The organism is Bradyrhizobium sp. I71 (assembly GCF_022354745.1).
Lineage (GTDB): Bacteria > Pseudomonadota > Alphaproteobacteria > Rhizobiales > Xanthobacteraceae > Bradyrhizobium > Bradyrhizobium liaoningense.
In genome coordinates this window covers 2622292-2648863 of record NZ_CP059398.1, presented here as the reverse complement: position 1 = coordinate 2648863, position 26572 = coordinate 2622292, and the positions used below count along the sequence as shown (strand labels likewise).

Annotated in this window: 19 protein-coding genes and 1 tRNA gene; 4 read left to right on the top strand and 16 right to left on the bottom strand. The window is 63.7% G+C overall.

What is annotated here, in order from left to right:
• Positions 1-70: 70 nt before the first annotated feature.
• Positions 71-919 (bottom strand): MBL fold metallo-hydrolase, encoded by an 849-nt coding sequence (locus FJV43_RS13000; protein WP_239627486.1) that lies wholly within the window; start codon positions 917-919, stop codon positions 71-73.
• Between the two features lie 209 nt (positions 920-1128).
• On the opposite strand from FJV43_RS13000, the gene FJV43_RS12995 reads away from it, so the two are divergent.
• On the top strand, positions 1129-1605 hold the full coding sequence (locus FJV43_RS12995; RefSeq protein WP_239627480.1) for a DUF3775 domain-containing protein: 477 nt from the start codon (positions 1129-1131) through the stop codon (positions 1603-1605).
• Between the two features lie 157 nt (positions 1606-1762).
• On the opposite strand, the gene FJV43_RS12990 is transcribed toward FJV43_RS12995, so the two are convergent.
• Both FJV43_RS12990 and FJV43_RS12985 read right to left on the bottom strand, forming a co-directional pair.
• Entirely contained in the window at positions 1763-2545 is a 783-nt protein-coding gene (locus FJV43_RS12990) for an SDR family oxidoreductase (RefSeq protein ID WP_239627478.1), read from the bottom strand.
• 219 nt (positions 2546-2764) lie between these two features.
• Positions 2765-3277, bottom strand: a complete 513-nt coding sequence (locus tag FJV43_RS12985; protein WP_239627477.1) for a CvpA family protein — start codon at positions 3275-3277, stop codon at positions 2765-2767.
• Positions 3278-3418: 141 nt separating this feature from the next.
• Between FJV43_RS12985 and FJV43_RS12980 the strand changes: the two genes are divergently transcribed.
• Positions 3419-4180 carry an SDR family oxidoreductase gene (locus FJV43_RS12980; protein ID WP_239627475.1) on the top strand — a complete coding sequence of 254 codons (762 nt, stop codon included), beginning with the start codon at positions 3419-3421 and terminating at the stop codon, positions 4178-4180.
• A 447-nt stretch (positions 4181-4627) separates the two neighbouring features.
• Here the strand turns inward: FJV43_RS12980 and FJV43_RS12975 are convergent, their stop codons facing one another.
• Together FJV43_RS12975 and FJV43_RS12970 are read right to left on the bottom strand one after the other, a co-directional pair.
• Positions 4628-6226 carry a choline dehydrogenase gene (locus FJV43_RS12975; RefSeq protein ID WP_239627474.1) on the bottom strand — a complete coding sequence of 533 codons (1599 nt, stop codon included), beginning with the start codon at positions 6224-6226 and terminating at the stop codon, positions 4628-4630.
• 118 nt (positions 6227-6344) lie between these two features.
• On the bottom strand, positions 6345-7778 hold the full coding sequence (locus FJV43_RS12970; protein ID WP_239627472.1) for a coniferyl aldehyde dehydrogenase: 1434 nt from the start codon (positions 7776-7778) through the stop codon (positions 6345-6347).
• 312 nt (positions 7779-8090) lie between these two features.
• Here FJV43_RS12970 and FJV43_RS12965 point away from each other — a divergent pair.
• Positions 8091-8167: transfer RNA gene (locus FJV43_RS12965), tRNA-Met, on the top strand.
• Between the two features lie 300 nt (positions 8168-8467).
• On the opposite strand, the gene FJV43_RS12960 is transcribed toward FJV43_RS12965, so the two are convergent.
• The 7 genes from FJV43_RS12960 to FJV43_RS12930 all read right to left on the bottom strand — a co-directional run bounded on the left by FJV43_RS12960 (position 8468) and on the right by FJV43_RS12930 (position 16590).
• Entirely contained in the window at positions 8468-10618 is a 2151-nt protein-coding gene (locus FJV43_RS12960; protein WP_239627470.1) for an adenylate/guanylate cyclase domain-containing protein, read from the bottom strand.
• 24 nt (positions 10619-10642) lie between these two features.
• Positions 10643-11035, bottom strand: a complete 393-nt coding sequence (locus FJV43_RS12955) for a cyclic nucleotide-binding domain-containing protein (protein ID WP_239627468.1) — start codon at positions 11033-11035, stop codon at positions 10643-10645.
• Between the two features lie 45 nt (positions 11036-11080).
• Positions 11081-12106, bottom strand: a complete 1026-nt coding sequence (locus tag FJV43_RS12950; RefSeq protein ID WP_239627466.1) for an HAD family hydrolase — start codon at positions 12104-12106, stop codon at positions 11081-11083.
• Positions 12107-12187: 81 nt separating this feature from the next.
• Positions 12188-13864 (bottom strand): arylsulfatase, encoded by a 1677-nt coding sequence (locus FJV43_RS12945; protein WP_239627465.1) that lies wholly within the window; start codon positions 13862-13864, stop codon positions 12188-12190.
• Positions 13861-14784, bottom strand: coding sequence for a formylglycine-generating enzyme family protein (locus tag FJV43_RS12940; protein WP_239627463.1), 924 nt, complete (start codon positions 14782-14784; stop codon positions 13861-13863). Before FJV43_RS12940 ends, FJV43_RS12945 begins: the two co-directional genes overlap by 4 nt.
• A 1085-nt stretch (positions 14785-15869) precedes the next feature.
• On the bottom strand, positions 15870-16079 hold the full coding sequence (locus tag FJV43_RS12935; RefSeq protein ID WP_239627461.1) for a hypothetical protein: 210 nt from the start codon (positions 16077-16079) through the stop codon (positions 15870-15872).
• Positions 16080-16098: 19 nt separating this feature from the next.
• Positions 16099-16590 carry a hypothetical protein gene (locus FJV43_RS12930; protein ID WP_239627460.1) on the bottom strand — a complete coding sequence of 164 codons (492 nt, stop codon included), beginning with the start codon at positions 16588-16590 and terminating at the stop codon, positions 16099-16101.
• A gap of 288 nt (positions 16591-16878) precedes the next feature.
• On the opposite strand from FJV43_RS12930, the gene FJV43_RS12925 reads away from it, so the two are divergent.
• Positions 16879-19932 carry an adenylate/guanylate cyclase domain-containing protein gene (locus tag FJV43_RS12925; RefSeq protein WP_239627458.1) on the top strand — a complete coding sequence of 1018 codons (3054 nt, stop codon included), beginning with the start codon at positions 16879-16881 and terminating at the stop codon, positions 19930-19932.
• A 133-nt stretch (positions 19933-20065) separates the two neighbouring features.
• Here the strand turns inward: FJV43_RS12925 and FJV43_RS12920 are convergent, their stop codons facing one another.
• From FJV43_RS12920 to FJV43_RS12905, 4 genes are all read right to left on the bottom strand, one after another.
• Entirely contained in the window at positions 20066-21178 is a 1113-nt protein-coding gene (locus FJV43_RS12920; protein WP_239627457.1) for an ABC transporter permease, read from the bottom strand.
• Between the two features lie 2 nt (positions 21179-21180).
• Complete coding sequence (gene rbbA / locus FJV43_RS12915) at positions 21181-23955, bottom strand: ribosome-associated ATPase/putative transporter RbbA (RefSeq protein ID WP_239627455.1); 2775 nt, start codon at positions 23953-23955, stop codon at positions 21181-21183.
• Positions 23952-25019, bottom strand: coding sequence for an HlyD family efflux transporter periplasmic adaptor subunit (locus FJV43_RS12910; protein ID WP_239627454.1), 1068 nt, complete (start codon positions 25017-25019; stop codon positions 23952-23954). Before FJV43_RS12910 ends, rbbA begins: the two co-directional genes overlap by 4 nt.
• Positions 25020-25268: 249 nt before the next feature.
• Complete coding sequence (locus FJV43_RS12905) at positions 25269-26474, bottom strand: ABC transporter substrate-binding protein (RefSeq protein WP_239627452.1); 1206 nt, start codon at positions 26472-26474, stop codon at positions 25269-25271.
• Positions 26475-26572: the final 98 nt, after the last annotated feature.

The window sequence follows — 26572 nt, the reverse complement described above, 5'->3', positions numbered from 1 at the left end:
GAGATTGGACCGATCGGTTAACAGCTTCATGGAACAGGGCGGCAGGAAATTCAACCGCCCAAAACAGAGATCACCCCAGCGCTACAAACCTGAACGCGTCCCCATCCCGCCTGATATGCCCGGCCGAAAAATGTCCGCCGATCACCAGCGTCGGCGTGTCGGCGAAGCGGCCGAACAGCGCTGCCCGCGTCATGGCCGATTGCGCCCGGTCGGAATCGGCGGTCGAGGACCAGTCGAGATGGGCCATCTGGCAGGGGTGATGGGCGACGTCGCCGGTGAGCAGGGCCTGTTCGCCGTCCGACTGGATGAGGATGCTCATATGGCCGGGACTGTGGCCCGGGGTCGGGATCATGCTGATCTCCTCGCACAGACGGTGGTCGCCCGGGATCAGATCGGCCCTGTCGGCATCGACGATCGGCTGCACGGAATCGCCGAACACGGCCTGCTTGTCCGGCTCGGTCGAATGGTCGCGCCAGTATTCGTATTCGGTCCTGCCGAAAACGTAGCGCGCCTTCGGGAACGTCGGCACCCATTTGCCGCCGGACAGTTTCGTATTCCAGCCGACGTGATCGACGTGAAGATGCGTGCACAGCACGGTGTCGATGCTGTCGGGCGCAAAGCCGGCCGCCGTCATGGTCTCCAGGAACGGCGTGCTGCGGTTGTTCCAGGTCGGGACGTTGCGGCCCTGCTTGTCGTTGCCGAGGCCGGTATCGACCACGATGCGCCTGCCGGGCGTCTCCACCACCAGCGAATGGATCGACATTTTCAGCCGGCCTTCCTCAGTGGCAAAATGCGGGATCAGCCAGGGCAGCTTGCAAATTTCCTCATTGCTCGCGAGCGGCAGGATGAAGCGGGTCGAGCCGACCGTCTCCAATTCCACCACTTTGGTGATTTTGACCTTGCCCACCTGCCACTGCATCCGGCACCTTCCCATGTTCTTGCTTCACCATCTCCGTCATTCTGGGGCGATGCGCAGCATCAAACCCGGAATCTCAAGATTCCGAGTCGCGACGTCTTCCCGCCCCGGAATGACGGCAAAAGAGGGCGAAACATGCGCACTTTCCGCATCTTGGCGCAATGGATCATCTGACGCGATGCGGCGTTATCGCGGGAACCCTGGAGAGAGCCATGCCGGAGCTTACGATTTCCGCCGAGAAGGTTGCCTTCATCATCGAGAAGGCGCGTGAATTCGACGTCAAGGAGGGGGATTCCGATCCGGATTCCGGCTCGAACCCGAGCGATGACGATGCGATCGATGTCCTCGAGGACAATGGCTCCGACCCTGTCGTCAACGAGCTCGGGAGCTTCATGATCGCCTTGAACGAGGACGAGCAGGTCGATCTCGTCACGCTGACCTGGCTTGGTCGCGGCGACGGCACCATCGATGATTGGGACGATCTGCGCGCCCGCGCCGTGGAGGCGCGCGGTGAGTATCGCAGCCCGCGCCGCGAAACGGTGCACTATCTGCTCGGCGAGCCGATGCTGGGCGACCTACTCGCCAACGGGCTCGAGGAATTCGGCATCGACTGGACCGGCGAGCGCTTAACCGCCGATTCCTCCGATCCCAGCGAGCGGGACGAGGACGAGGCGACGAAGCAGCGGTGATCGTCATGCCCGGGCTTGTCCCGCCTGCGCGGCCGAAGCCGCTTCGGCGAGGCGAAGGCCCGGGCATCCACGTTCTTCATAACTTGCGGCAAGTCGTGGATGGCCGGGACAAGCCCGGCCATGACGATGCGGAGCCTTCAGCGCCCCGCAATCGGCGCTACAGCGTTCCCGGGAACGCACCACCATCCAGCAGAATGTTCTGCCCGGTGATGAAGCCGGCCTTGGCGCCGCACAGGAAGGCGCAGGCATAGCCGAACTCGTCGGGCTGGCCGAAGCGTCCGGCGGGGTTCAGCTTGGCGCGCTCGGCCAGGATCTGCTCCGGCGTGACGCCGCGCTTGTCGGCCTCGGCCTTGGCGGTGCCGGTGAGCCGATCGGTCTCGAACGGGCCCGGCAACAGGCCGTTGATGGTGACGTTGTTGATCACCGTTTTGCGCGACAGGCCGGCGATGAAGCCGGTGAGGCCGGCGCGCGCGCCGTTGGAGAGGCCGAGGATGTCGATCGGCGCCTTCACCGCGGCCGAGGTGATGTTGACGATGCGGCCGAACTTGCGCGCCATCATGCCGTCCACCGTCGCCTTGATCAGCTCGATCGGGGTCAGCATGTTGGCGTCGATCGCCTTGATCCAGTCGTCGCGGGTCCAGTTGCGGAAATCGCCGGGCGGCGGGCCGCCGGCATTGTTGATCAGGATATCGGGCTCGGGACAGGCCTTCAGCACCGCCTCACGGCCGGCGGGCATCGTGATGTCGCCGACGATCTCGGTGACCGTCACGTCGGGATAGGCCTTGCGGATCTCATCGGCGGTTTTCTTCAGGGCTTCGGCGCCGCGCGCGGTCAGCGTGACGTGAACGCCGGCGTCCGCCAGCGAGATGGCGCAGGCGCGCCCGAGGCCCTTGCTGGATGCGCAGACGATGGCGCGGCGACCCTTGATCCCAAGATCCACTGTATCACTCCGTAATGTCAGGCAGGTTTTGGACGGCGGCACTCTAGCCAACTGCGGCGCCGCTGGTAAGGGACGGGCTCGCAACAAAATGCATGCGCGGCCACGCTGCGATGCAAATGTGCAGGCATGATCCGGACCCGAAGGCGCGTTAGCGAAAGGTGTGTAGCGGGGTTTTCCGAAAGGATCATGCCCAAACGGCGGGCGCGATCTTGCCGCGCTTCAGATGCGCCGCTCCTGCTTGAGGCGGTCGATCGCGGAGGCTGCCTCCGGCGGCAGCGACTTGAAGCCCATCTGGCCGGCGGCCGAGAACAGCGGCCGCAGATGCGAGCCGGCGAGGAAAGGCGGCTCGCGGTTGGCCGGCACGATCTGGTCGAACACCAGCACCAGCGTGGTGGCGACGAGGCCGACCCTGATGGCGCCGAGCGCGGCGCCGCCGAGCCGGTCGCCGATTCCCGCCTCGCCGACGGTGTCGTTCAGCGCGATGCGGCCGATATGGCCGAACAGCATGCCCACCACCACGAAGATCGCGAAGAACCAGATCCAGTTCTGGAGCAGCGGCGAGTTTGCATTGCCGGCAATCTGCGGTGCGATCAGCGGCATCAGCGCAACCGCGATCGGCGCGGCGAGGAGATAGGCGAGGATGGTCGTGGCGCTGCGCAGCAGGCCGGTCCTGAACCCGAAGCCGACCGCGACGGCGAGCGCAGCATACACGGCGAGATCGAAACTGTTCATGAGCGAAACCCTGCCTCTGGAACGAATGAACGCCGAACCGATCATTCCGGTTTCAGATCGCTAAAATCGTCTGTATTGATGGCCCCAAAGCTCAAGGGATGCGCCCAAGAAACTGGTAAGGAAATCGGCAAGGAAATCGTCATGTCAGACCTATTCGACGTCAGTAAAGAAACCATCCTCGTCACGGGCGCGAGCCAGGGGCTGGGCCGGCAATTCGCACGGGTGCTGGCGGCGCATGGTGCGGCGGTCGCGCTGGCTGCGCGGCAGACCGACAAGCTGAAGAGTCTCGAGGAGGAGATCCGCGGCAAGGGCGGCCGCGCGGCCGCGGTCGCGCTCGATGTCACCGACACGGCCTCGATCGCCAGGGCTGTCGACGCCGTCGAAGCCGCGCTCGGCCCCGTCACCGTGCTGATCAACAATGCCGGCATCGCCATCGAGAAGCTCGCGACCGAGCAGACCGAGGCGGACTGGGACGCGGTGATCGGCGCGAACCTGAAAGGCGCCTATTTCCTCGCGACCGAAATCGCCCGCCGCATGATCGCGCGCAAGCAGGAAGGCAACATCGTCAACATCGCCTCCGTGCTCGGCACCGGCGTCTTGAAGGCGGTCTCGCCCTACGCGATCTCCAAGGCCGGCATCATCCAGGCGACCAGGGCGATGGCGCTGGAGCTGGCGGGGCAGAACATCCGCATCAACGCGCTCGCGCCGGGCTATATCGACACTGAAATGAATCATGCGTTCTGGTCGACGCCATCAGGCGAACGCCTCGCCAAACGCATCCCCCAGCGCCGCGTCGGCGCCGAAACCGATCTCGACGGCGCCATCCTGCTGCTGGCCTCAAAGGCCTCGCGCTACATGACGGGGAGTGTGGTGACGGTGGACGGCGGGTTCTTGTTGAATTGAACGTCTCTTCGCCTCTCTCCGTTTGCGGCAGGGTTATCGCATATGGGAGCGATTCCTCTGTGTCCATCCTTCGAGACGCCCGCCGTTGGCGGGCCCTCAGGATGAGGACGGAGGGCGCGGCAGCAGTTTCAGCGGGCACCGATGCCGCTCAGCCTCATCCTGAGGAGACCGCGAAGCGGTCGTCTCGAAGGACGAGGCGCGCGCTCAGGCCCCGCCAAGAACTCACTCGCCAAGAACTCATATGCGATAGCCCTGCCGTCTGCGAATATCCGCATCGTCATTGCGAGCGCAGCGAAGCAATCCAGAGTCTTTCCGCGGAGGGATTCTGGATTGCTTCGCTGCGCTCGCAATGACGGAGGGGGCGGCGGCGGGCGTCTATCCAATACCGTCCTTGCGGAGACTCCTCCTAACCCCAACCCTCTCCCGTAAGCGGTGAGAGGGAGAAGATCATCGCATCTCCGCCCGGATCATGTCCGCCGCCTTCTCCCCGATCATGATCGTCGGCGCATTGGTGTTGCCGCCGATCAGCGTCGGCATGATCGAGGCATCGACGACGCGCAGGGCTTCGAGCCCGTGCACCTTCAACGCCGGATCGACCACGGCCATCGCGTCCGTCCCCATCTTGCAGGTGCCGACCGGGTGATAGACGGTGTCGACGCGTTCGCGCAGCACGGCGCGGATGTCGTCGTCGCTGCGCACGTTCGCGGTGAACATGTCCCTGGTCTGCAGCGCGCGCAGCGCCGGTGTCTCCATCAGGCGGCGCGTGGTCTTGAAGCCCGCGACCATGGTCTCGAGATCGTCCTCGTGCCCAAGGAAGTTCGGATCGATCAGCGGGGCCTGCATTGCATCAAGGCTGGCGAGCGAAACGCTGCCGCGGCTCTTCGGGCGGAGCAGGCAGACATGGCAGGAGAAGCCGGTGCCGCCATGGCGCTTGCGGCCGTGGTCGTCGACCATCGCCATGCCGAAATGCAGCTGGATGTCGGGAATGTCGAGATCGGGCCGCGTCTTCAGGAAGCCGCCGCATTCGGCGAAATTGGAGGTGAGGGGACCGCGGCGCTCGCGGCGATATTGCAGGATGGCGCGGATCAGCCGAGGCATGCCCTTCAGCGAGATGCCGGAGAAATAGGGACTGTCGGACATGTAGCCGAAAATGAAGTCGGGATGGTCCTGCAGGTTCTGTCCGACGCCGGGCAGATGATGCACGCTTGCGATCCCGTGCCCGCGCAGCGCGGCGGCATCGCCGACGCCCGACAGCATCAGGAGCTGCGGCGACTGAAACGCGCCGGCGGCCAGGATCACCTCGCGTCTCGCGCGAAGCTGCTTCACATCCTTGCCCTGGCGGTATTCGACGCCGACCGCGCGCCTGCCCTCGAACAGGATGCGCGTGGCATGCGCCTGCGTCACCACGCGCAGGTTCGCGCGCTTGCCCATGTGCGGATGGACATAGGCCCGCGCCGCGCTCCAGCGCTCGCCGTTCCTCTGCGTCACCTGGTAGATGCCGAGGCCCTCATGGTCTTCGGCGTTGAAATCCTCGCGGATGCGGAATTGCCCTTCCTGCGCCGCCTGCAGGAAGATCTGCTGCACCGGATTGCCGGAGCGCAATTTGTTGACGAAGAGCGGCCCGTCCTTGCCGTGATACTCGCCGTCGAAATCGGCGTTGTTCTCCGACCGCTTGAAATAGGGCAGCACGTCTGCGTACGACCAGCCGGCATAGCCGAGCGAAGCCCAGTGGTCGTAATCGGCGCGGTGGCCGCGGATATAGACCATGGCGTTGATCGCGGACGAGCCGCCGAGACCCTTGCCGCGCGGCTGATAACCGATGCGGCCGTTCAGCCCCTTCTGCGGCACGGTGTTGAAGGCCCAGTTGTTGACGTTGCCGGCGACCATCAGCACCAGCGCGCCCGGCGTGGTCACGACCCAGTTGTCGCAAGCCCCGCCGGCATCGAGCAGCGCCACCGATGTCCCTGCATCCTCCGACAGCCGGCCCGCGACGGTGCAGCCGCCCGAGCCCGCGCCCACGACGACGAAATCGAATGTGTCGGTCAATGTTGTTTCCCCCTGCCTTTTCTCGTCATTGCGAGCGCAGCGAAGCAATCCAGGCTGTTACCGCGGAGGGATTCTGGATTGCTTCGCTGCGCTCGCAATGACGGCGTTTGTGTAGGCCCTACGACATGAACCGCATCAGCTTCTCCAGCCGCGCGATCTTGCCGCCATATGGCGGATAGAGATCGGCGAGGCGATTGAACCTGGAGCGATAGAACACCGGCTTCAGCTTGCTGAACGTCTTGAAGCCCCATTCGCCGTGATAGGCGCCGGTGCCGGATGCGCCGACGCCGCCCATCGGCTGGTTCACTTGCGTGAAGTGGAACAGGCAGTCGTTGATCGTGACGCCGCCGGAGACGGTGCGCGCCAGCACCTCGTCGCGCGCGCTCTGGTCGCTGCCGAACCAGTACAGCGCCAGCGGCCGGTCGCGGGCGTTGACGAAGGCGATCGCTTCCGACGGGTCGCGCGTGCCCAGCACCGGCAGCACCGGCCCGAAGATCTCCTCCTGCATCGCCGCCATCGCTTCGGTCGCACCAGCGATCAGCGTCGGCGGGAATTTGCGATGCGCCTTCCAGTTCGGGTCATCGGGCTTCGCAGGTTGCAGGATCTTTGCGCCGCGCTGCGCCGCATCCGCGACCAGGCCTTCGAGCCGCGCGTAGTGCCGGTCGGAGATGATCGAGGTGTAGTCCTTGTTGGCGGGATCGGTGCCGAACATGCGCCGCATCTGCGCGCGCACCTTCTCGGCGAAGGCCTGCAACGAGCGCTCCGGCACCAGCACATAGTCCGGCGCGATGCAGGTCTGTCCGGCATTGAGCAGCTTGCCGTAGGCGATGCGCTCGGCCGCCTCGTCGAGATCGGCGGAAGCATCGATGATCGCGGGCGACTTGCCGCCGAGTTCGAGCGTAACAGGCGTGAGATTGCGTCCCGCGGCCTCCGCGACCAGCCGGCCGACACGGGTCGAGCCGGTGAAGACCAGGTGATCGAACGGCAGGCTCGCGAAAGCCTTGGCGATCTCGTCCTCGATGCCGGTGACGAGCACCTCCGCGGCATCGAATCGCTGCGCGACCGTCTCCTGGAGCAGCGCCGAGAAGTGCGGGACCAGCTCGCTCGGCTTGATGATGACCCGGTTGCCGGCGGCGATCGCGCCGATCGCGGGTGCGAGCGTCAGCTGGAGCGGATAGTTCCACGGCGCGATGATGCCGACGACGCCGAGCGGCTGCGGCATCAGCCGGTTGCGCGCGGGGAGGAATTGCAGCGCGGTCGCGACGCGCTGCGGCGCCATCCAGGCCTTGAGGTGCTTGGTGGCATGCCGAATCTCCGAGAACAGCAGCATGGTCTCGGCGATGGTGGTCTCGACCGCCGAGCGGTGGCCGAAATCGGCCGAGATCGCCTGCCGGAAGCGCTCCTCGTTGTCGGCGATCACCGCGCGCAGCCGCGCCAGCCGGTCGAGCCGCTGGGCCAGGTCGGGCGCCGGCTCGTTCCGCGACCGCGCGACCATGGCATGGAAGGCCGCTTCGAGGGCCCGCAGCGGGGCGCTCGTCAGGGATTTGTCCACGGGCGTTCCTCCCTCAAGGGCGCGTTTCAGCTTAATCTTGTTGCCGCAAGCTGGTCCTTTGTGGAACTTCTGGCAAGAGCGCGCGGAACGCAGCGGAAATCGGTCGGATTCCCCTGTCATAAAGTCGAAAAAAACGTTCCCGCAGCCCTTTCCAAAGCCAGCCCGCCTTGATACATACGCCCCGCACCCGATGGGCTTTGCCCCGGGGTCGCCTTCCAAGGAAGCCTTTGGGACGGAAGAGCAAGCCACGCGAACAGCGCCGGCCTCAACCGACCGTCCCCGGGATTTTCGCAAAGGCAAGCAACGATTTAACGCGGGGTGGAGCAGCCCGGTAGCTCGTCAGGCTCATAACCTGAAGGTCATAGGTTCAAATCCTATCCCCGCAACCAAGTTGATGAAATACCCCAGCAATCTCACAGGATTGCTGGGGTATTGTTTTGGTGCCGAGGTCGAACCCAACAACATCAATAGCTTAGCTTGCGCGTTCAAATCGCCCCGCAACGATCCATTCGCATCTTCACCAGACGAATAATCTCCCAGTTGGAAAGCTTCGCGGCGTCGATATTTCGATCGGCCAATTCGTTCCGGCACCGTCTTGTTATTCGCGGTGTCTGAATCAAAGACCGGCCGCGCGCTTACTTCAACAGTTCATCGAGCGCAGCATGTTCTGGGTCCAGCGAGGAACTGCCCTATTTGGACCTGAAGTGGATGACGCCGTCCCAATCTTGGGGCGGGGGCTCCAGCAGAAATCCGACAACTCGATCGAGATAGATTCCAGCCACGACATCTTCGGGATGCTCGGTGGCAAACCCCTCCAGAGCGTTGAGCGTGCGCAGCCAATCCTTGCTGGCGTACATCTCATAGACACTATTCCAGTCCCGGACGAGCTTCGCCATTTCCGGGGTGACGCGGTATTCCTCGGGGCCATCGATCATGCCGAGAAGTTCGAAGACGTTCAGCGCCTTTCCTGCGCCCTTCGGCTGGCTGCGGTCCACGCGCCGGAATAGGAATTCTCGCGAACAGAGATCTGCGACCTGTCCACTCGCGAGAATGCCGGTCCCATAATACTTGTTCAGTGCCTCCAGCCGCGCGGCGATGTTCACGGTGTCGCCAATCGCGGTGTAGTCGATTCGATCGGATGACCCGACATTTCCCAGCACGGCCTCGCCGACGTGAATCCCGAAGCGCGTCTGCCAAGGGGGCAAACCTTCCTTGACCCACCGCTCGTTCAAACGTCGCGCTACGGCGCGGCATGCAAGGGTCGTCGCGCAGGCCACATGTTCGTGTCGCGCAACCGGAAGCGGCGCATTCCAGAAAGCGAAAATTGCGTCGCCGATGAATTTGTCCACCGTTCCACTCTCCTTGATGATCAAGGATGCGAGCTCTTCAAAGTATTCGGACAGTCTCACCATGAGATTCTCAGCTGGCATGCCCTCGGCGATGCGAGTGAAATCCTTGACATCGGTAAACAGTATGCTGACGCGACGGGTCTCTCCGCCGACCTCAACCAGGCTCTCGCTTTCGAGAAGATCCTTGACCAGCGCCTTTGGTACGAATTTGGAAACTTCGCGAATCGTGCCCTTCATGCCGGACATTGACCTGATGAGCGTGTTGATCTCACGCACCCGCGATTCCATTCTGATCGGATCAGCCAGTTGGAACGATCGTATCAATTCCGCCTCGTCGGAAAGCTTCCTGAGCGGCTTCGAGATCGAGTGCGCGAGGTAAATGATGGCCGGCAGGGCAAGAACAAAGACGAGCAATGCGGTGGGGATGTTTCGCGCAGCGGCGTGGGCCAGAGACCCCAGAAAGTCCGAGAGAGGAGCCGCATAAAGCACAAAGAAGACGCCTCCGTCTCTGGCGACCTGCCGGACCACTGTGGCCAGATATTCCGTACCGGCTACATTAAGATTGGCCAGTTGGTAGGGACCGCTGCGTGCGAAGATCTGCAATGCTTCCCGAACCACGGGGTCGGTAAGATCGGTGGTCCTTGCGAGTTCAGTCGCTTGGGTTTCCCCTGCGCTGGGGGCTTTGAACATCCGATCAGGATCGAAGTGAGCAAGCAGACGATTCTCTTCGTCAAATGCCACGAATCGCTGCTCTTCATTCGATCGGACCGACCGGACATAGGCCATCAACCGGTCGAGTGTGATGTCGACGCCGACGACACCGCCTTCAAATGCCCTTGCCAGGGTCATTCCTGCTTGCGAGGTGGCCGCGAAGATATACGGCGGCGTGCGGGCGACGCTTTGCGGTTGTGCGCGCGCACTACGATACCAATCGCGGCGACGAGGGTCATAGGCGGAAAGCTGATGGCCAAGCGTCCCAATCTGCTGGCGATTGGAGTCGAGAAATCGCCAGGTTTCGACGCGAACGCCGCTGCCATCGACGCGGATCTCCCGAATCGCGAACCGGGTGGTCTGAGGCCCGCCCAGACCTGCGATAAAGGAGTTTTCGGCTTCCGAGATCGACAGAACGTGAAAGAAATTCCCGTTCTCGAAACCAGCATACACCGCGGATATCTGCGGGCTCAGCGTCAAGCTGGAGAGGATCAAAGGCAGGATCGCCTCCTTCGAGCCGGAGGCCTGATGGAACGTGGGATCGTTGCCGAGTTGCTCGGTCATCAAGAACGCGGTCGCAAAGAATGCGAGACGTCGCTCATTGATCCGGTCTATTTTCGCCTTGAACGTATCGGATGCGACCTTGATCGCGGTCTTGCGGTCCTCAACGTAGTTGGCGACCGTAACTCCGGCGCCTACCAGCAGCGAGGCGGTCAGGAAGAGTGTCAGGACCGTCACGAAGAGAGGGATGCGCGAGATGCGAGCCGGAGCGGGATACATTGAACTGCCGCCTCCGCGGACGTTTTATTGCGTAGACAGGTCGATAATGCGCTTCGACAGATAGTCGACCCAGTAGCGAAGGAACGGGTCGGCTTCATCCAGTTTCTGTTTGAGCTTTTCCTCGCTCACGGCCAGCAACTCGCATCCGCCTTTCGTAAAGGCCGACGCGGCGCGCTGCGCTCCGGCCATGAGCGCGTGAACGCCGAACATCTGACCGGGCTTCAGCTCCGTCAAAGCACGCTGTTGAGCCGTTCCGTATCCAACGAAAATCGTGACGTCGCCCCGAAGCAGGATATAGGCGATCGTTCCCAATTCACCTTCGGCGAAGATCGTTGCGCCCGCGGGAAACACCCTTCGATCTAGGCCTTTCCATGCGGACTGGACCAAGGTCTTTGCATTTCCGGGCTCGAAGGTCATTCGAAAGCCTCTCAATTGAGGCGGCGGATGCTCATCGTGCACCCCTCAGAGATTCTGGAACGGATAGATCACCTTCCAATCCCGCTTCATGTCCACGATGGTCCAGCCCTTGGCCAGGCCTTCCTCCAGCGCTTTGTCGAGCTTGCCGACCGGAGAGGTGCGGTCGTAAGCCCATTCACGCTCACCGTCGGTATGATGCACAATGCCGATGAAGCGCGCCCCGCCGCCGGCTGCGGTCCATTGCAGCATTTGAAGGTCACCGTCCGAGTTGCCGAAAGCGAGGATCGGCCGACGGCCGATGAAGCGGTTGATGCCAACCGGCTTTCCGGGGCCATCGTCTATGAATTCGATCTTGGGCTCCTTGATGAGTTCAGGCGTGCCATCCGGTCCGAGTTGGAACTTGACCACGCCGGACGAGCCGACGACCTGCTCCGGCGGGATGCCGTATGTCCGCTCGGCGAACACGCGCATGAACTCGACACCGCCGCCAGACACGATGAATGTCTTGAAGCCGTTTTGGCGAAGGTAGGCGAGGAGCTCGAGCTGCGGCTGGTAAACCAATTTGTCGTAGGGCTGATTGAAACGCGGGTGGCGCGCAGACGCTAACCAATCGGCGACCGTTTGGGAGAAAGCATCGGTTGTCATGCCTGCGTGACTAGCCGTCACGATTTCCAGCAGCCCTTTTTCGCCGGAGGCCGCCAGCGCCCCGGAGTCGCTCTCGATCGCTGCCTTGAATGGCTGTGCGTCCTTCCACTCCGGATGCCGCGGCGCCAGAGCCTTGATACGGTCGAAGGCGAACATGACCTGGAAATACACCGGCTGCTCGGACCAGAGCGTTCCGTCGTTGTCGAAGACCGCAATGCGTTGAACGGGCGCCACGAATTGCGGTCCGCCGGGCGTCGCTACCCGTGTGACGAACTCGATGATCGATTTCTTTGTCGCCCCTTCCTGCCAGGATGGCAGCGGATCGGCTTGCGCGAACGCGCTGTGGCTTGCAAGCACGCAAAGCACGGCCCTGAGCAAACCTGTAAGCATTGCGCGCCGGGTGATTTGCCGCATGGTGGTAATCATGACAATCTCCGTCCGGTCGGGATTCTCCAGCCGCGGGCGCCGGCCGGAGCACGTGATCCGGCCGACGCATTGTTGCCACTGTCACCCGCCGTGCGGATTCGACATCTGCGCAAGGACTTCGTCTACACTGAAGCTCGAGGGCTTTTGCCGTGGCGGGAAGTCTTTGAATGTCTCGACGAACTGCGCCACCATCGCTTGAGCCGGGACGATCAGGAACGCCCGTTGAATCGTCCAGTCGTAGTAGGTGTTCGACGTAACATCGGCCCGTTCGTATGGGTCCAGGCGCAGATTGAACATCTTGGGCAAGCGGCGACAGACAAAGGGCGCGGCCCAGATCTCCAACGTCCCTTGGACCTTCTGCTCGCAGAAGACCATTTTCCAGTTCTCATGGCGCATCGCCACAAGCTGGGCGTCATCGTTGATGTAGAAGAATTCCTTGCGCGCGGACTTCTCCTGTTGGCCGGTAAGGAGCGGCAACTGGTTGTACCCGTCGAGGTGCACCTTGAACGTCTTGCCGGCGGCGGCATAGCCGGTAAGCAGCTTGTTCTTGATGTCGGGCTCCCCGGCCGCTGCCAACAGTGTCGGGAACCAGTCAAGGGCGGCGAAGATTTCGTTGCTGACTTGTCCCGGTTTGATGCGGCCCGGCCAGCGGATCATCGCTGGAACGCGATAGGCGCCTTCCCAGTTGGTGTTCTTCTCGCTGCGGAACGGTGTCATGCCGCCGTCCGGCCACGAGTTCATGTGCACACCGTTGTCGGTGCCGTAGATGACGATGGTGTTGTTGGCGATACCCAGATCGTCGAGGGCCTTGAGCAGGTTGCCAACGTGGCCGTCGTGTTCGAGCATGCCATCCATGTATTCGCTGAGGCCGCTGCGGCCCTTATATTCCGGCCGCACATGGGTATAGAGATGCATGCGGGTGCCGTTCCACCAGCAGAAGAAAGGCTTGTTGGCCTGAACCTGCCGCTTGATGAAGTCGATCGCCGCATTGGATGTCTCGTCGTCGACCGTCTCCATCCGCTTCTTGGTAAGCGGACCGGTATCCTCGATGGTCTGCTTCCCGACCTTGCCGAAGCGTGGATCGACGGTCGGGTCATCCCGATCGGTGGCTCTGCATTTGAGCACGCCGCGCGGGCCGAATTTTGCCTTGAACCCGGGGTCCTTCGGATAGTCGGGATGCTCGGGCTCCTCCTCGGCATTGAGGTGATAGAGGTTCCCGAAGAACTCATCGAACCCGTGCACCGTCGGCAGGAATTCGTTGCGGTCGCCAAGATGGTTCTTGCCGAACTGGCCAGTGGCATAGCCGAGCGGTTTCAGCGCCTCGGCGATGGTGATGTCCTCGGACCGCAAGCCTTGCGCCGCACCGGGCAAGCCGACCTTGGTCATCCCGGTGCGTAGGCCGGATTGGCCGGTTAGGAACGAGGCCCGGCCCGCCGTGCAGCTCTGCTCGGCGTAATAGTCGGTGAACATCAATCCTTCGCGGGCGATACGGTCGATGTTCGGCGTTTTGTATCCCATCAGGCCGAACGTGTAGGCGCTGATATTGGCGACGCCGACATCGTCGCCCCAGATGACGAGGATGTTCGGCCGTTGCCCGGCAGGAGCGGGCTGCTGCGCTTGCGCCTGCGTCACCTCGACTCGCGCGCCCGCGACGAGCGCGGACGTGGCGGCGAGCGCCGTACCACCGAGCAGAATCCTGCGCCGATCAAGTGCACTGGCCTTCGCGTTGGACTTGTCTCCATCCTTCTCTGTGCTCATGACTTGCTCCTTTCGCGAATGACACAACGAAATCCCACGTGGCTCGTGGACGTATCGATCGGCTCTGCATGACGCGCGGCCGGACGGTAGCGGCGGCAGTAGTTCGGGGCGCACAGGTGTGAGCCGCCTTTCAGCACCTTGCGTGGAATCCTGATGTTGGGTTGGCAGGGGTCGTAGCTGTTGGCCTCGCGACCCCCGCGCGGGTTTTCCGGGATGCAGCACGGCTTGGCCGCGTCGGCTTCGTGCTGTGCGCACCACCAATCGGAGGTCCATTCCCAGACATTGCCGATCATGTCGTGCAGGCCGTAGCCATTCGGCGGAAACGCCGTCACCGGCGAGGTGCGCTCGAAACCGTCGCTGTTGAGATTTTCATGGGGGAAGTGGCCCTGCCAGGTATTGGCCATGTGCTTGCCGCCGGGGGCAAGCTCGTCGCCCCATGCGAATTCGGCGCCGTCGAGCCCGCCGCGCGCGGCGAATTCCCATTCCGCTTCCGTCGGCAGGTCCTTGCCGGCCCAGAGCGCATAGGCCAGCGCATCGGAATAGGCGACGTGCACCACGGGATGATCGTCGAGCGTGTTGATGCTGCTCTTCGGGCCGTAAGGATGGCGCCAGTCGGCGCCCTTGAGGAAGCTCCACCATTGGCTCCAGTCGCGCAGATCGACCGGACGGAGCGGGGGTGCAAAGACCAGCGACCCGGCATAGAGCATGTGAGGCAACGCGCCGGGATAGTCCTTCGGATCCGGGGAAATCTCGGCAAAGGTGACGTGGCCCGTCGCCTTTACGAACGCCCTGAATTGACGGTTGGTCACCGGCGTCCGGTCGATCCAGAACGGATCGACGATGACGCGGTGCACTGGCGCCTCTTCCCGATAGTGCCGGTCCGAACCCATGCGGAAGGTGCCGCCGGGGATGAGGATCATCTCCGCGCGATCGGAGATGGATGCGGGGTCGCTTTCTGTGCTGCGCTGACCGCTTCCGCACTGACGATCGCCCGCGAGATCGAACGCGTCATTTGATGCCGTTCTTGAAGACATCGCGTCCCTCACCCTGCTGTTGCTGTGCCTTGGGTGCTTCGCGCGGGGCTTACCTGTCAATGCGCGCTTTTCAGCGCGTGCCGCGCAGAAGAAGACACATAGAGACCTCCACCAAGAACCGCTTGTAAGGCATCCGCCAGTTTATCGCCGGCGTCGGATTTGATGACGTATCCCAACGCTCCTTCCGCAAGGGCTTTTCTGATGACGGCCGGCTCGTCCAGAACCGAAATGAAAATAATACGAGCCTCCGGATGCGCGTCCCGGAGGCTGCAGGTCGCAGGGCAACAGCAGCACGCCCCTTGGGTTGGCAGCGAATACGTCGCTCGTGCCGCGCATAAAGAAAACTAAGCACGCCAGCGCAGTGCCCACGCGTTTCATTGCGCGCAGCTCTCTCGCGACACTGCCAGACCAGACAGCAAGTCCCCGCGCCGGCTCCGTTTGGGGCCCGCGCGAAACGTCTCCGTGATCAGAGCGCGTATCAAGCTAGGCACTACTACCCAAGGTTTGCAAGCGGATTAAGGGACACGTGTGCTGGCCTATTCAACTCTGGATTGGCTTTATTGAGCCTCGGCCGGTGGGCGCCGGTGCTTGGCCATACTGAGTCCCACGAACGATCCCACGCCAAAGTAAGAAGATTCGGATCTCAAATGGCTACCACCAGCGAATGTCGGTATCGGTGGTTGCGCCTCCCCGCAACCAAATTCGGATTTTGCCGGATCCGATACGAAAATGGCCCGCGCGATGCGGGCCATTTTTGTTTGGATTGCCTCCGCTTCAAAGCTCCCTAATCACTTTCCCCATCCGCACCTACCACGGTCGACGGCGCTTCCCCAAACACCAGCCCCTCAGGCTGAAACTTGATCGTCTTTCCTCGAAGGCGGGGATGGCTCTGGCGAGATGCTTCCACACCGGCAGCTTCCTGGTTCGCGCGGTCTTGGCAAGCGCGAGGAAGGCCCTGATCTCGTCCTCGTTCATCGAGGGTAGAACGTCGGATAGGCAAAGCCCTGTTCGACCAGCCAGTGGTTGATGTCGACCTTTTCGCCCGCGACCGTCACCTCGATGCAGCGGATCATCTTCGTGCGACAGGCCCGTGGCGGAATGTGAGACGAGACCACGTCACGGTGCCCGCGAACAAAACGCCCGCGCGTCTGGAGCGCGCGGGCGACGATGATTTTCGCCAACAGAGTAGAATCTTTCCAATCAGGATCGGTACGGGCAGACCATCGTCAGATTCAGCAGCGTCGGCGTGTTCGAGCCCTTCTTGTATTCCCACTCCAGCCGGATCTCATGCCGGTGGGCATAGGCGTCGTTCGGCCCGTGGACGATGATGTTGGTCTTCATCGGGATCGGCGGCTCGGAGTTGAAGCATTTCCGGACGCAGGCATCGAGCAGATCGCATCGCGTCAGCGGGATCACGCCCGGCTCGTCCCTGGACAGCGGGACCGTGTTCGGCTGGGTGCTGAGGTCGAGACGAGCCCGGCCCTTCTCCTTGTGCCAGTATTTGGCGCTTCCCTGCGGCCACTTCGAGGCCGGGTTCAGGATCAGGTGGTACTGACCGTATTCCAGGGTCGGCAGGTCGATGTCCTCCGATGCCTTGAGCTTGGCGACGCTCTTCTTCATGTTCGCCAAGGGATAGTAATTACTGTTCATCAAATCCCTGAAGGCTTTGCCGTTATATGTCTTGCCGCCCATCGCCTTGTCCTTCGATACAATCTAATCGGTCAGGGAGACGTGCAGCCCAGCAAAGCTCGTTGGCCCTGTACGAAAGCCTCGGTGCCCCCTAGAACGCGTCGCCCCATTTTCGCGCGCCGACGACGCTACCATCCCAAAATGCAACTCGTCCAGAGAGGCACCTTTGCCGGCACAGGTATGTTTCTCGGCGAGTTGATTGCCATGCATGTGCCGTTCGGTATTCTTGTGCAGAGCTCACCTTGAGCATCGGTCGGTATAGACGCCGCCGTGACTTTTGAAGGCACAGGAATGCAGTGTGTCGCGTGTCAGTCGACGATCGATCCGAGCGCTGGCTGGTGCCCGAAATGTGGGCTGGCTGTGCGGCGCTCCGATCCCGAGAGCGACCGCCGGTTCGTGACGATTCTCCGCGCCGATGTCGTCGATTCCACCGGCCTCATCGCCGAGCTGGAGCCGGAGGCGGCCATCTCACGGCTGGAGCCGGCCCTGGCCGCGATGCGAGCCGCGGTGCGCCAGTTCGGGGGCATCGTCAGCAAGGAGCTGGGCGACGGGATCGCGGCTGTGTTCGGTGCCCCGATCGCGGACGATAACCACGCGCCGCTGGCGTGCCATGCGGCACTTGAACTCGTTCGGCGCGTCGCAAGCCTCGGCGATCCCGGGCTTCAGGTGCGTGTCGGCCTCCATTCCGGTCACGTCGTCGCCTACATGGTCGCCAGCGAGTTTTCCAAGGTCTACGAGATTGGTGGTGCCGCTCAGCATCTGGCGGCACGGCTGGAGTCGGTGGCGGAGCCGAATCATATCTACGTGTCGCAAGCCTGCCAGGAACTGGCCCAAGGGCATGTCCGATTCGAGTTTCTCGGCGGCAAGCCGCTGCGCGGCTTCAACCAGCCTGTGCCGGTCTACCGCATCGTGGGCGCGAGCGACCTGTCGAGCTGGCGGGTGCGACGGGCGCGCAGCATCTCCCGGTTCGTCGATCGCACGATCGAGCGGGCACTGCTTGCCCGTGCCGCGGAGGCGGTCGGTGCCGGCCGGCGGACCGTTTTGCTGCTGGGCGATGCCGGTATCGGAAAGTCACGTCTCGCGCACGAGTTTGCCCAGGAGCTCAAGGCGGCTGGTTGGCGCCTGATCGACGCCGAGTGCAGCCCGAACCTCCAGGGCGCGCCGTTCAGCACGCTCAAGCGCCTGTTGCTGTCGCTGCTGGACGCCGCCGCGAAGGGTTCCGACGGACTTGAAAATCCGCGGATGGACCGACCGCTGATCCAGCAATGCGCCCTGGATGCTGTGCTGGATCTGCCGATATCGGAGCCGCAGTGGACCGAGCTGGAGCCGCACGCGCGAGGGCGAGCGATTTGCGACGCGAGCTGCGCATTGGTCGAGAATGCGGTTCGCCGCCACCGCACGATACTCCTGCTCGAAGATCTCCACTGGATCGACCGGGCCAGCGATACGGTGATGTCTGCGATCGCCTCGCTTCAGACGCCGAATCTCCTCGTCTTGCTCACATCCAGGCCGAACGGCATGCCGGTATGGACCACGCGCTGCCAGGCCGAAGTCGTCGCGATGCGCCCCCTCGACGACGATTCGGGGATGGCGATGCTAGCCGACATGCTTGGCCCCTCCGCGGCGAACAACGATCTGAAGACCAGGATCATTTCGCATACGGCGAATGTGCCCTTGTTTATCGAGGAGGTCTGCCGCGGCCTGAGGGACAGCGGAACGCTGCGAGGTCAATGGGGTGATCTCGCGCTCATGCGCCCCATCGAGGAACTCGGGATTCCCACGAGCATCCAGGGCGTGATCGCCGCGCGTCTCGATCGCGTGTCCCGGCAGGAGCGTTCCGTCTTGCAGGTCGCAGCAGCCCTGGGCCCGAGATCGAGCGTCGCGATGCTGCGAGAGCTGGTCGAGTTGCCGGAGGCTGCCCTCCAGGACTGCCTTGCGGTGCTCGATCGCGCCGAGTTGCTGGTGCGAATCGACAGTGAGCTGGACGATGAACTCGAGTTCCGTCACGAAATGGTCCGCCAGGTGACGTATGACTCGATGGTCGAAAAGGTGCGCGAGGACATCCATGCGCGCATTGTTGCGGTTTTCGAGAGTGACGGAACGAGTGCCGAAGAGCCCGATACGCTGTGCTATCACGCGCTGCGCGCGAAGGACTGGCTCAGGGCTTTCACCCATGGCAGGAGCGCGGGACGAAAATGCCTGAGTCGGTCGGCCTTTGCGGATGCGGCGAACTATTTCGAGATCGCGATGGGCTCGCTCGACAAAACGCCGCCGACGCCATTGCGGGAATCGGATGCCATCGATCTCCGGATGGAGGCGCGCGGGGCATTCATCGCATCCGGGCAGGTCGCCGAGTGGCTGGATCTGGGCAAGGAAGCCGAACGGCGCGCTGACGCGATCGACGATATCGGACGCAAGGTCGCCGCTATGACCGTCAGGTCGGGCGCACAGAATTTCTACGGGGCGCCAGTCGAGGCGGTCGCAATCGGCGAAGAGGTCGTCGGCCTCGCCGTGGAATGGGGCAATCAGGGTTGGCTCAATCTCGCGCGATATGGATTGGGGCAGGCCTATTTCCTTGCCGGCCGGTACCGTGAAGCCGAACAGACATTGGCACTGGCTCACGCCCAGTTGGCGAGTCCGGAGGCCAGCGCGCCGATCGGCACGACGCCAAGATATCTGCTCTTGCTCTGCTGCATGATGAAGAGCTTCACCCACACCGTCATGGGCGAACTCGACGCCGCCGAACAGCTCCAGCAACAGGCCTCCGCGATCGCCGAGGAGACCGGCCGTCCCTACGACCGCGTCGCTGCCGCCTATAGCGGCGGCTGGCTGAAGCTCGGTCGGGGCGACCCGGCGGCGGCCGCCGCCATCCTCGAAGAGGGTTTCGTCCTCGCGCAGAAGCACGGCATTCGGCTGTTCGTGCCGGTGCTGGCCTGTCATCTCGGCATCGCCTATCTCGAGCAGGGCCTGTTCGACCGGGCGCGCGGCATGCTGACGGAGGCGCGCGAGGAAGCGAAGGCGGTCGGCTACACCTCGGCGGTGCTGCGCAGCTCGATCTACCTGGCGCTCGCCACCCACCGCCTCGGCGATGTCAGGGCCGCGCAGAACATGCTGCGCGAGGCCCGCAACACCGCCCGCCAGCAGGGGTTCTCAGGCCTCGAGGCCGAAGCCCTGTTCGGCGAGGCCGTCGTGACGCCGCCATCGGACGCGGTGAACAAGGCCGCGATCCTCGCCGCCCTGCGCGCCGCCATCGCGATCGCCTCCGAAAGCGGCGCGCTGCCGCTCAAGCACAAGGCCGACGCGATGCTGAGCGGGATGCTCGCCGGCGGCGACCGGCCCAGCTGAGCCTGCTCCCCGTCAGTCTGGCGGCAGCGCCGGCGCGCACGAACCTGCCCGACGCGTCAAATAAATCCCGCAGCTAAAACAAGGGGATCGCTACTGTGCATGGGGTTGTTTTCGCTCTTTTTGAAGCAGCGCCTCACGCCAGAAACGCGCGGAACCGGCGCAGCGCGATCACGAAGAAGACGCCGCCGATCACGGCGAGCGCGGCAAGCTGCGGCCACACCGCCTCCAGGCCCGCGCCGCGAAACAGGATCGCCTGCGCCAGCATCACGAAATGCGTGTTGGGCGCCGCCAGCATGATGTCCTGGACGAATTGCGGCATGCTCTCCCGCGGCGTCATGCTGCCCGACAGGGTCTGCAGCGGCAGCAGGATCATGATCAGCAGCAGTCCGAACTGCGGCATCGATCCGGCGACGGTGGCGAGGAAGATGCCCATGCTGGTGGTGGCGAACAGCTGCAGCGCCGCGCCGACCAGGAACAGCGCCAGCGAGCCGTCGATCGTGACCGCCAGCCAGCCCTTGACGACGAAGGCGATCGACAGCGCCGAGGCGATCAGCACCACGGCTCCCATCGACCAGACCTTGCTCACCATGATCTCCAATGGCGTGACCGGCATCACCAAGAGGTGCTCGATCGTGCCGTGCTCGCGCTCGCGGATCAGCGCGGCGCCGGTCAGGATGATCGAGAGCATGGTGATCGAGGTGATGACGTGATCGATGGCGCCGAACCACGACTTCTTCAGCTCCGGGTTGAACCTTGCCCGCAGCGTCAGCTCGATCGGCGCGGCCTGCGCATTGCGCGCGCGCGCCAGGAACTCCGCGACTTCCGCGCTGACGATCTGCTCGATATAGCCGCCGCCGTTGAACGCCTGCGAAATGCGCGTCGCATCGATGTTGAGCTGGATCGTGGGCGATTTGCGCGCCAGCAGATCGCGCTGGAAATCCGGCGGGATGTCGAGCGCGAAGGTGTCGATGCCGGCGTCCATCCTGCGGTCCATCTCGTATTGCGAGATCAGGCGCGGCGTCGAGAAATAGGGCGGGGTGAACGCCATCCCGATCCTCGTCGAGACCGGCGAATGGTCTTCGTCGACGATGGCGATCGCGGCGTGGTTCAGGGTTTCCGGCAGCGCCTTTGCGCCGGCATAAACCGCCAGCGTGAACGAATAGACGATCAGCACGAGCAGCATGGGGTCGCGCATCAGGCCGCGCAATTCCTTGATGCCGAGTTGAAACACATTGTCGAAGCGCATGGTCAGCGGGCCTGTTTCTTCAGCAGCATCGTGCCGGCGATCACCAGGACGGGGACCATGATGGCGAGCGCCAGGAGATCGTTGTGGAGGGTGTCGAACCCCAGGGCCTTGGAGAACGTGCCGCGCGAGATCGTGACGAAATAGGTGGTGGGATAGAGCCGCCCGATCAGCGCGCCCGCTCCCTGGAGGGATGAAACCGGGTCGATCAGCCCGGAATACTGGATGGCCGGGATCAGCGTGATCAGCACCGTGCCGAACAGGGCCGCGATCTGGCTGTTCATGAAGGCCGAGATCACCATCCCCATGCCGGTCGTGGCCGTGACGTAGAGCAGCGCGGCCAGGGCGTAGGTCGGAAAGCTCCCGGTGAAAGGTACGCGGAAGACGGCGAGGGCAAAGCCGACGAGGAGGAGGAAGTTTCCGAATGCCAGCACGACATAGGGCAGCTGCGTGCCGAGCAGGAATTCCAGCCGCGTCACCGGCGTGACGTAGAAATTGACGATCGATCCGAGCTCCTTCTCGCGCACCACCGCCAGCGCGGCGAGCACCGCCGGAATCATGATCAGCAGCAACGGGATGATGCCCGGCGCCATGGCGACGACGCTGATGACGTCCGGGTTGTAGCGGTAGCGCACCTGGAGCTGGTAGGTGCCGGCGATCGCCGCATCGCCATAGAGCTCGCGGCCCTTCTGCGCGAGCCAGGTCGCGTGGATCGCCTGGGCGTAGGAGCGCAGCGTCTCGGCCCGTGTCGGATTGGCACCGTCGACCCAGGCGCCGATCTCGACATGGCGGCCGCGGCTGACATCGCGGCCGAAGCCCGGCGGCAGCTCGATGGCGAGACCGATCTCGCCGGCGCGCATGCGGCGGTCGAGATCGGCGTAGTCGGTGATCGGGGATTTCTGGGTGAAGTAGCGCGAGCCCGCGATCTGAAGGCTGTAGTCGCGGCTGATCGTGCTGTCGTCGCGATCGAGCACCGCGAAGGTCAGATTCTCGACGTCCATGCTGATGCCGTAGCCGAGCACGAACAGCAGCAGCACGCTGCCGAGGATCGCGAGCGTAGCGCGGATCGGATCGCGCCGCAGCTCGAGCGTCTCGCGGCGGGAATAGGCCAGCATGCGCGTCGGATTGAACGCGGCGCTGTGCCGACGGACCGCTGTGGGGCTCGCAGATGCGGGCGGCGGCGAGGCGGCCGCCGGCTGGCGGGCCGGCTCCGTCGTGTCCGCGATCGCCTCCTCCAGGCAGGCGATGAAGGCCTGCTCGAGCGTGGCGGTGCCGCGCGCGGCCACGATCGCTGCGGGCGTATCCGACGTCAGCACCTTGCCGGCATGCATCAGCGAGATCCGATCGCAGCGCTCGGCCTCGTTCATGAAATGGGTGGAGACGAAGATGGTGACGTTGTCCTTGCGGGAGAGCTCGGCGAGGATCTGCCAGAAGCGGTCGCGGGCGACCGGATCCACACCGGAGGTCGGCTCGTCGAGGATGAGGATGTCGGGCGCATGGATCATGGCGACCGCCAGCGACAGCCGCTGCCGCAGCCCGAGCGGCAGGGCATCGGGCAGGGCGTCGACGACGTCGGCAAGATCGAACCGGGCGATCATCTCGTCGATGCGCGCGGCGATGGTGCCCGCCGGCAGCTCGAACAGGCGCGCATGCAGATCGAGATTCTGCGTGACCGTGAGCTCGGAATAGAGTGAGAAGCCCTGCGACATGTAGCCGATGCGGCGCCGCACCGACATGTCGCCGGCATCGATGGTGTTGCCGAACAGCCGCGCGGTGCCTTCGCTCGCGGGCAGGAGGCCGGTGAGCATCTTCATGGTCGTGGTCTTGCCGCAGCCGTTCGAGCCGAGAAAGCCGAAGATCTCGCCCTTTCTGATGCGGAAGCTGACGTCGTCGACGGCAACGAAACCATCGAACCGCCGGGTCAGGTGGTCGGCTTCGATCGCGATCTCCTCGTGGTCCTCGTCGCGCGGCGGGATGACGACATTGGTATGGTTGCCGCGCTCGGCCTCGGGAAGAAGACGGATGAAGGCGTCATCGAGCGTATCGGCTCCGGTCTGCCGCTTGAGTTCGGCGGGCGTTCCGGTCGCCAGCACGCGGCCGGCGTTCATCGCGATCAGGAAATCAAACTGCGCGGCCTCCTCCATGTAGGCGGTCGAGACGATTACGCTCATGCCGGGCCGGCTGTCGCGGATCGAGGCGATCAATTCCCAGAACTGGCGGCGCGACAGCGGATCGACCCCGGTGGTCGGCTCGTCCAGGATCAGGAGCTCGGGATCGTGAATCAGCGCGCAGCACAGGCCGACCTTCTGCTTCATGCCGCCGGAGAGTTTTGCCGCCGGCCGGTCGGCAAAGGGCGTGAGCCCCGTGTCGCGCAGCAGGCTCGCGATCCGCCTGTTCCGCTCCGCCTTGTCGTGTCCGAACAGGCGGCCGAAGAAGTCGATGTTCTCGAACACCGACAGTGTCGGATACAGATTCTTGCCGAGGCCCTGCGGCATGTAGGCGATGTCGGGGCACACGTTGCGGCGGTGGCGCGCGCTCGCCATATCGCCGCCGAGCACGTCGATACGCCCCTGCTGGATCGCGCGCGCGCCCGCGATCAGGGCGAGCAGGCTCGATTTGCCGACGCCGTCGGGGCCGATCATCCCGACCATGCAGCCGGACGGCAGGTCGAGCGTGATGGACTCGAGCGCCCGGGTCTTGCCGTAGCTCAGGCCCACGCCTTCCAGATGCACCACGCTGCCGACGGCAGCCGGTGCTTCGGCTGCGGCAGTCGTGCTCATCTCGTCAACTTGATCTTGAGGTTGTCGGGCCATTGCGAGGCCGGATCGAGCTGCACATAGGCCATGCCGGGCAGGCCGGTCTTCACATGCTCGATGTGCTGACGCAGCAGCTCGGGCGCGATATGCGCCTTGATGCGGAACATCAGCTTTTGGCGTTCCTCCTCGGTCTCGACCGTCTTGGGCGTGAACTGCGCGACGTCGGCAACGAAGGTGGCCTTGGCGGGGATCACGTATTGCGGGATGGCGTCCAGCACGAGGCGGACTTCGGCGCCGATCGCGACGCGGCCGGCCTCGGCCGTCGGCAGGAAGAACGTCATGTAGACGTCGCCGAGATCGACCATGTTGAGGACGCGGCCGCCGGCAGCGAGCACCTCGCCGGGCTGTGACACGCGATACTGCACGCGGCCGTCGCGCGGCGCCTTCAGTACGCTGTCGTTGAGGTCGGCGTTGATGCTTTCGATCGCGGCCTTGGCCGCGTCGACCGCGGCGCCGGCATCGATCACCATGGCGCGGGAGGAGCTGATTGCGGCTTCCGATGCCGCGACCTGGGCATGGGAAGCGGCCAGTGCCGCTTTCGCCGTGGCGTTGGCGGAGCGGTCGTCGTCCAGGACCTGCTGGGACACCGCACTCGTCTTGATCAATTGTTCGGACCGGTCCAGCTTGCGGCTCGTGGTGTCGAGCTGGGCGATGCGCTGGTCGACCACGGCTTCGGCGGCCTTCCGTTCGGCCTCGCGCTGGTTCACCAGGCTCTTCGCGGTCTCGACATTGATCATTGCCCGCTGGAGCTGCGCTTCGGCCTGGCGGCGCTGTGCCTGCAGCTGCTCGGTGTCCATGCGTGCCAGAACCTGGCCCGCGCTGACGAAATCGCCTTCGTTGACCAGGATCTCGCGGATTCGTCCCGGCGTCTTGGTGGCGATGTCGATCTCGACCGCTTCGATGCGGCCATTGCCGCGGGCGAAACCTGGTGGCAGCGCGTCGGCATCACGGTGCTGCCAATAGTAATAACCGCCGCCCGCGAGCAGGATGGCGAGCGCGGCGACGACGCGACCCGGTGTTAAATTCATCTGTGCACAACGCCGTGCGGTGGCGCCCACTGTTGAGATACGAACGCCCCGCCGCTGATCGCGCGGCAAGGGCGGGCTCAACATTGCAGCTAATTTTGCACCGCAGCTTGATGCAGATCAGACGGCGGCGCGCGGCGTGCTGCCTCCATTCTGGGCCGCGCGTCGTCATCGCCGCGCGTCCGCCCGGATCGGCCGAGCGGACGCGCGAGACTTGGTGGAGGGATTGCCGTCGGCTCGATCCGGGCCGACTCACTTCACCAGCGGGCAGCCGCCGTCCTTCAGCGGCCGGAACGCCTGGTCGGCGGGGACTTCGGCGAGCAGCTTGTAATAATCCCACGGTCCCTTCGATTCCTCCGGCTTCTTCACCTGGAACAGGTACATGCTGTGCACCATGCGGCCGTCCTCGCGCAGCACGCCGTTGTCGGTGAAGGCATCCCGCACCGGAAGCTCGCGCATCTTGGCCATCACGGTCTTGGTGTCGCGGGTGCCGGCGGCCTGCACCGCCTTGAGATAGTGCAGCGTGGCGCTGTAGGTCGCGGCCTGGTTCATGGTCGGCATGCGCTTGACCCGCTCCAGGAAGCGCTTGCCGAAAGCGCGGGTCTTGTCGTTGAGGTCCCAATAATAGGCCTCGGTGACGATCAGGCCTTGCGCCAGCTTGAGGCCGAGGCTGTGCACGTCGGAGATGAACATCACGATCGCAGCCAGGTTCTGGCCCCCGGCAACGATCCCGAACTCGCCGGCCTGCTTGATCGCGTTGATGGTGTCGCCGCCGCCGTTCGCGAGGCCGATGATCTTGGCCTTGGAAGCCTGGGCCTGAAGCAGGAACGAGGAGAAATCCGCCGTGTTGAGGGGATGCTTGACGCTGCCCAGCACCTTGCCGCCGGAGGCCTTCACGACGTCACCGGTGTCGCGCTCGACCGAATGGCCGAACACGTAGTCCGCGGTCAGGAAGAACCAGGTATCGCCGCCGTTCTTGACGATGGCGCTGCCGACGGTGTGTGCGTTGGCATAGGTATCGTAGGTCCAGTGCGCGGTGTAGGGCGAGCAGGACTTTCCGGTGATGTCGGAGCTCGCCGCATCCGTCACGATCATGATCTTCTCGTACTGCTTCGACAGCTCCATCACCGCCAGCGCGGTCGCCGATGTCGGCAGATCGATGATCATGTCGACGCCTTCGGTCTCCCACCATTTGCGGGCGATGGTGGAGGCGACGTCGGGCTTGTTGAGCACGTCGGCACTCAGCATCTCGATCGGCTTGCCGAACATCTGCCCGCCAAAGTCCTCGATCGCCATTTTGGTGGCCTCGACATTCCCCATGCCGCCGATGTCTGAATAGACGGACGAGAAGTCGGAGAGCACGCCGATCTTGAGCGGTGCCTGCTGGGCCGAGGTGGGGGCGATCAAGGCAGCCGACAGCAATCCGGCCGCAGACACGAGTGCCGCGATAGGTCTCATTGGATACGTTTCCTCTATACGGGGCTATTCTGCCCCTTTGTCCGACAAAGCTAGAGCCAGGTTCCGGCAGAGTCAATTTCTTGCACCAGAGGCTTAAA

Excerpts from the sequence above, each read along its gene's own strand:
- FJV43_RS13000 (WP_239627486.1), bottom strand. The coding sequence starts at position 919 with ATGCAGTGGCAGGTGGGCAAGGTCAAAATCACCAAAGTGGTGGAATTG.
- FJV43_RS12995 (WP_239627480.1), top strand. The coding sequence starts at position 1,129 with ATGCCGGAGCTTACGATTTCCGCCGAGAAGGTTGCCTTCATCATCGAG.
- FJV43_RS12985 (WP_239627477.1), bottom strand. The coding sequence starts at position 3,277 with ATGAACAGTTTCGATCTCGCCGTGTATGCTGCGCTCGCCGTCGCGGTC.
- FJV43_RS12980 (WP_239627475.1), top strand. The coding sequence starts at position 3,419 with ATGTCAGACCTATTCGACGTCAGTAAAGAAACCATCCTCGTCACGGGC.
- FJV43_RS12960 (WP_239627470.1), bottom strand. The coding sequence starts at position 10,618 with ATGTATCCCGCTCCGGCTCGCATCTCGCGCATCCCTCTCTTCGTGACG.
- FJV43_RS12955 (WP_239627468.1), bottom strand. The coding sequence starts at position 11,035 with ATGACCTTCGAGCCCGGAAATGCAAAGACCTTGGTCCAGTCCGCATGG.
- FJV43_RS12950 (WP_239627466.1), bottom strand. The coding sequence starts at position 12,106 with ATGATTACCACCATGCGGCAAATCACCCGGCGCGCAATGCTTACAGGT.
- FJV43_RS12945 (WP_239627465.1), bottom strand. The coding sequence starts at position 13,864 with ATGAGCACAGAGAAGGATGGAGACAAGTCCAACGCGAAGGCCAGTGCA.
- FJV43_RS12940 (WP_239627463.1), bottom strand. The coding sequence starts at position 14,784 with ATGATCCTCATCCCCGGCGGCACCTTCCGCATGGGTTCGGACCGGCAC.
- FJV43_RS12930 (WP_239627460.1), bottom strand. The coding sequence starts at position 16,590 with ATGGGCGGCAAGACATATAACGGCAAAGCCTTCAGGGATTTGATGAAC.
- FJV43_RS12925 (WP_239627458.1), top strand. The coding sequence starts at position 16,879 with ATGCAGTGTGTCGCGTGTCAGTCGACGATCGATCCGAGCGCTGGCTGG.
- FJV43_RS12920 (WP_239627457.1), bottom strand. The coding sequence starts at position 21,178 with ATGCGCTTCGACAATGTGTTTCAACTCGGCATCAAGGAATTGCGCGGC.
- rbbA (WP_239627455.1), bottom strand. The coding sequence starts at position 23,955 with ATGAGCACGACTGCCGCAGCCGAAGCACCGGCTGCCGTCGGCAGCGTG.
- FJV43_RS12910 (WP_239627454.1), bottom strand. The coding sequence starts at position 25,019 with ATGAATTTAACACCGGGTCGCGTCGTCGCCGCGCTCGCCATCCTGCTC.
- FJV43_RS12905 (WP_239627452.1), bottom strand. The coding sequence starts at position 26,474 with ATGAGACCTATCGCGGCACTCGTGTCTGCGGCCGGATTGCTGTCGGCT.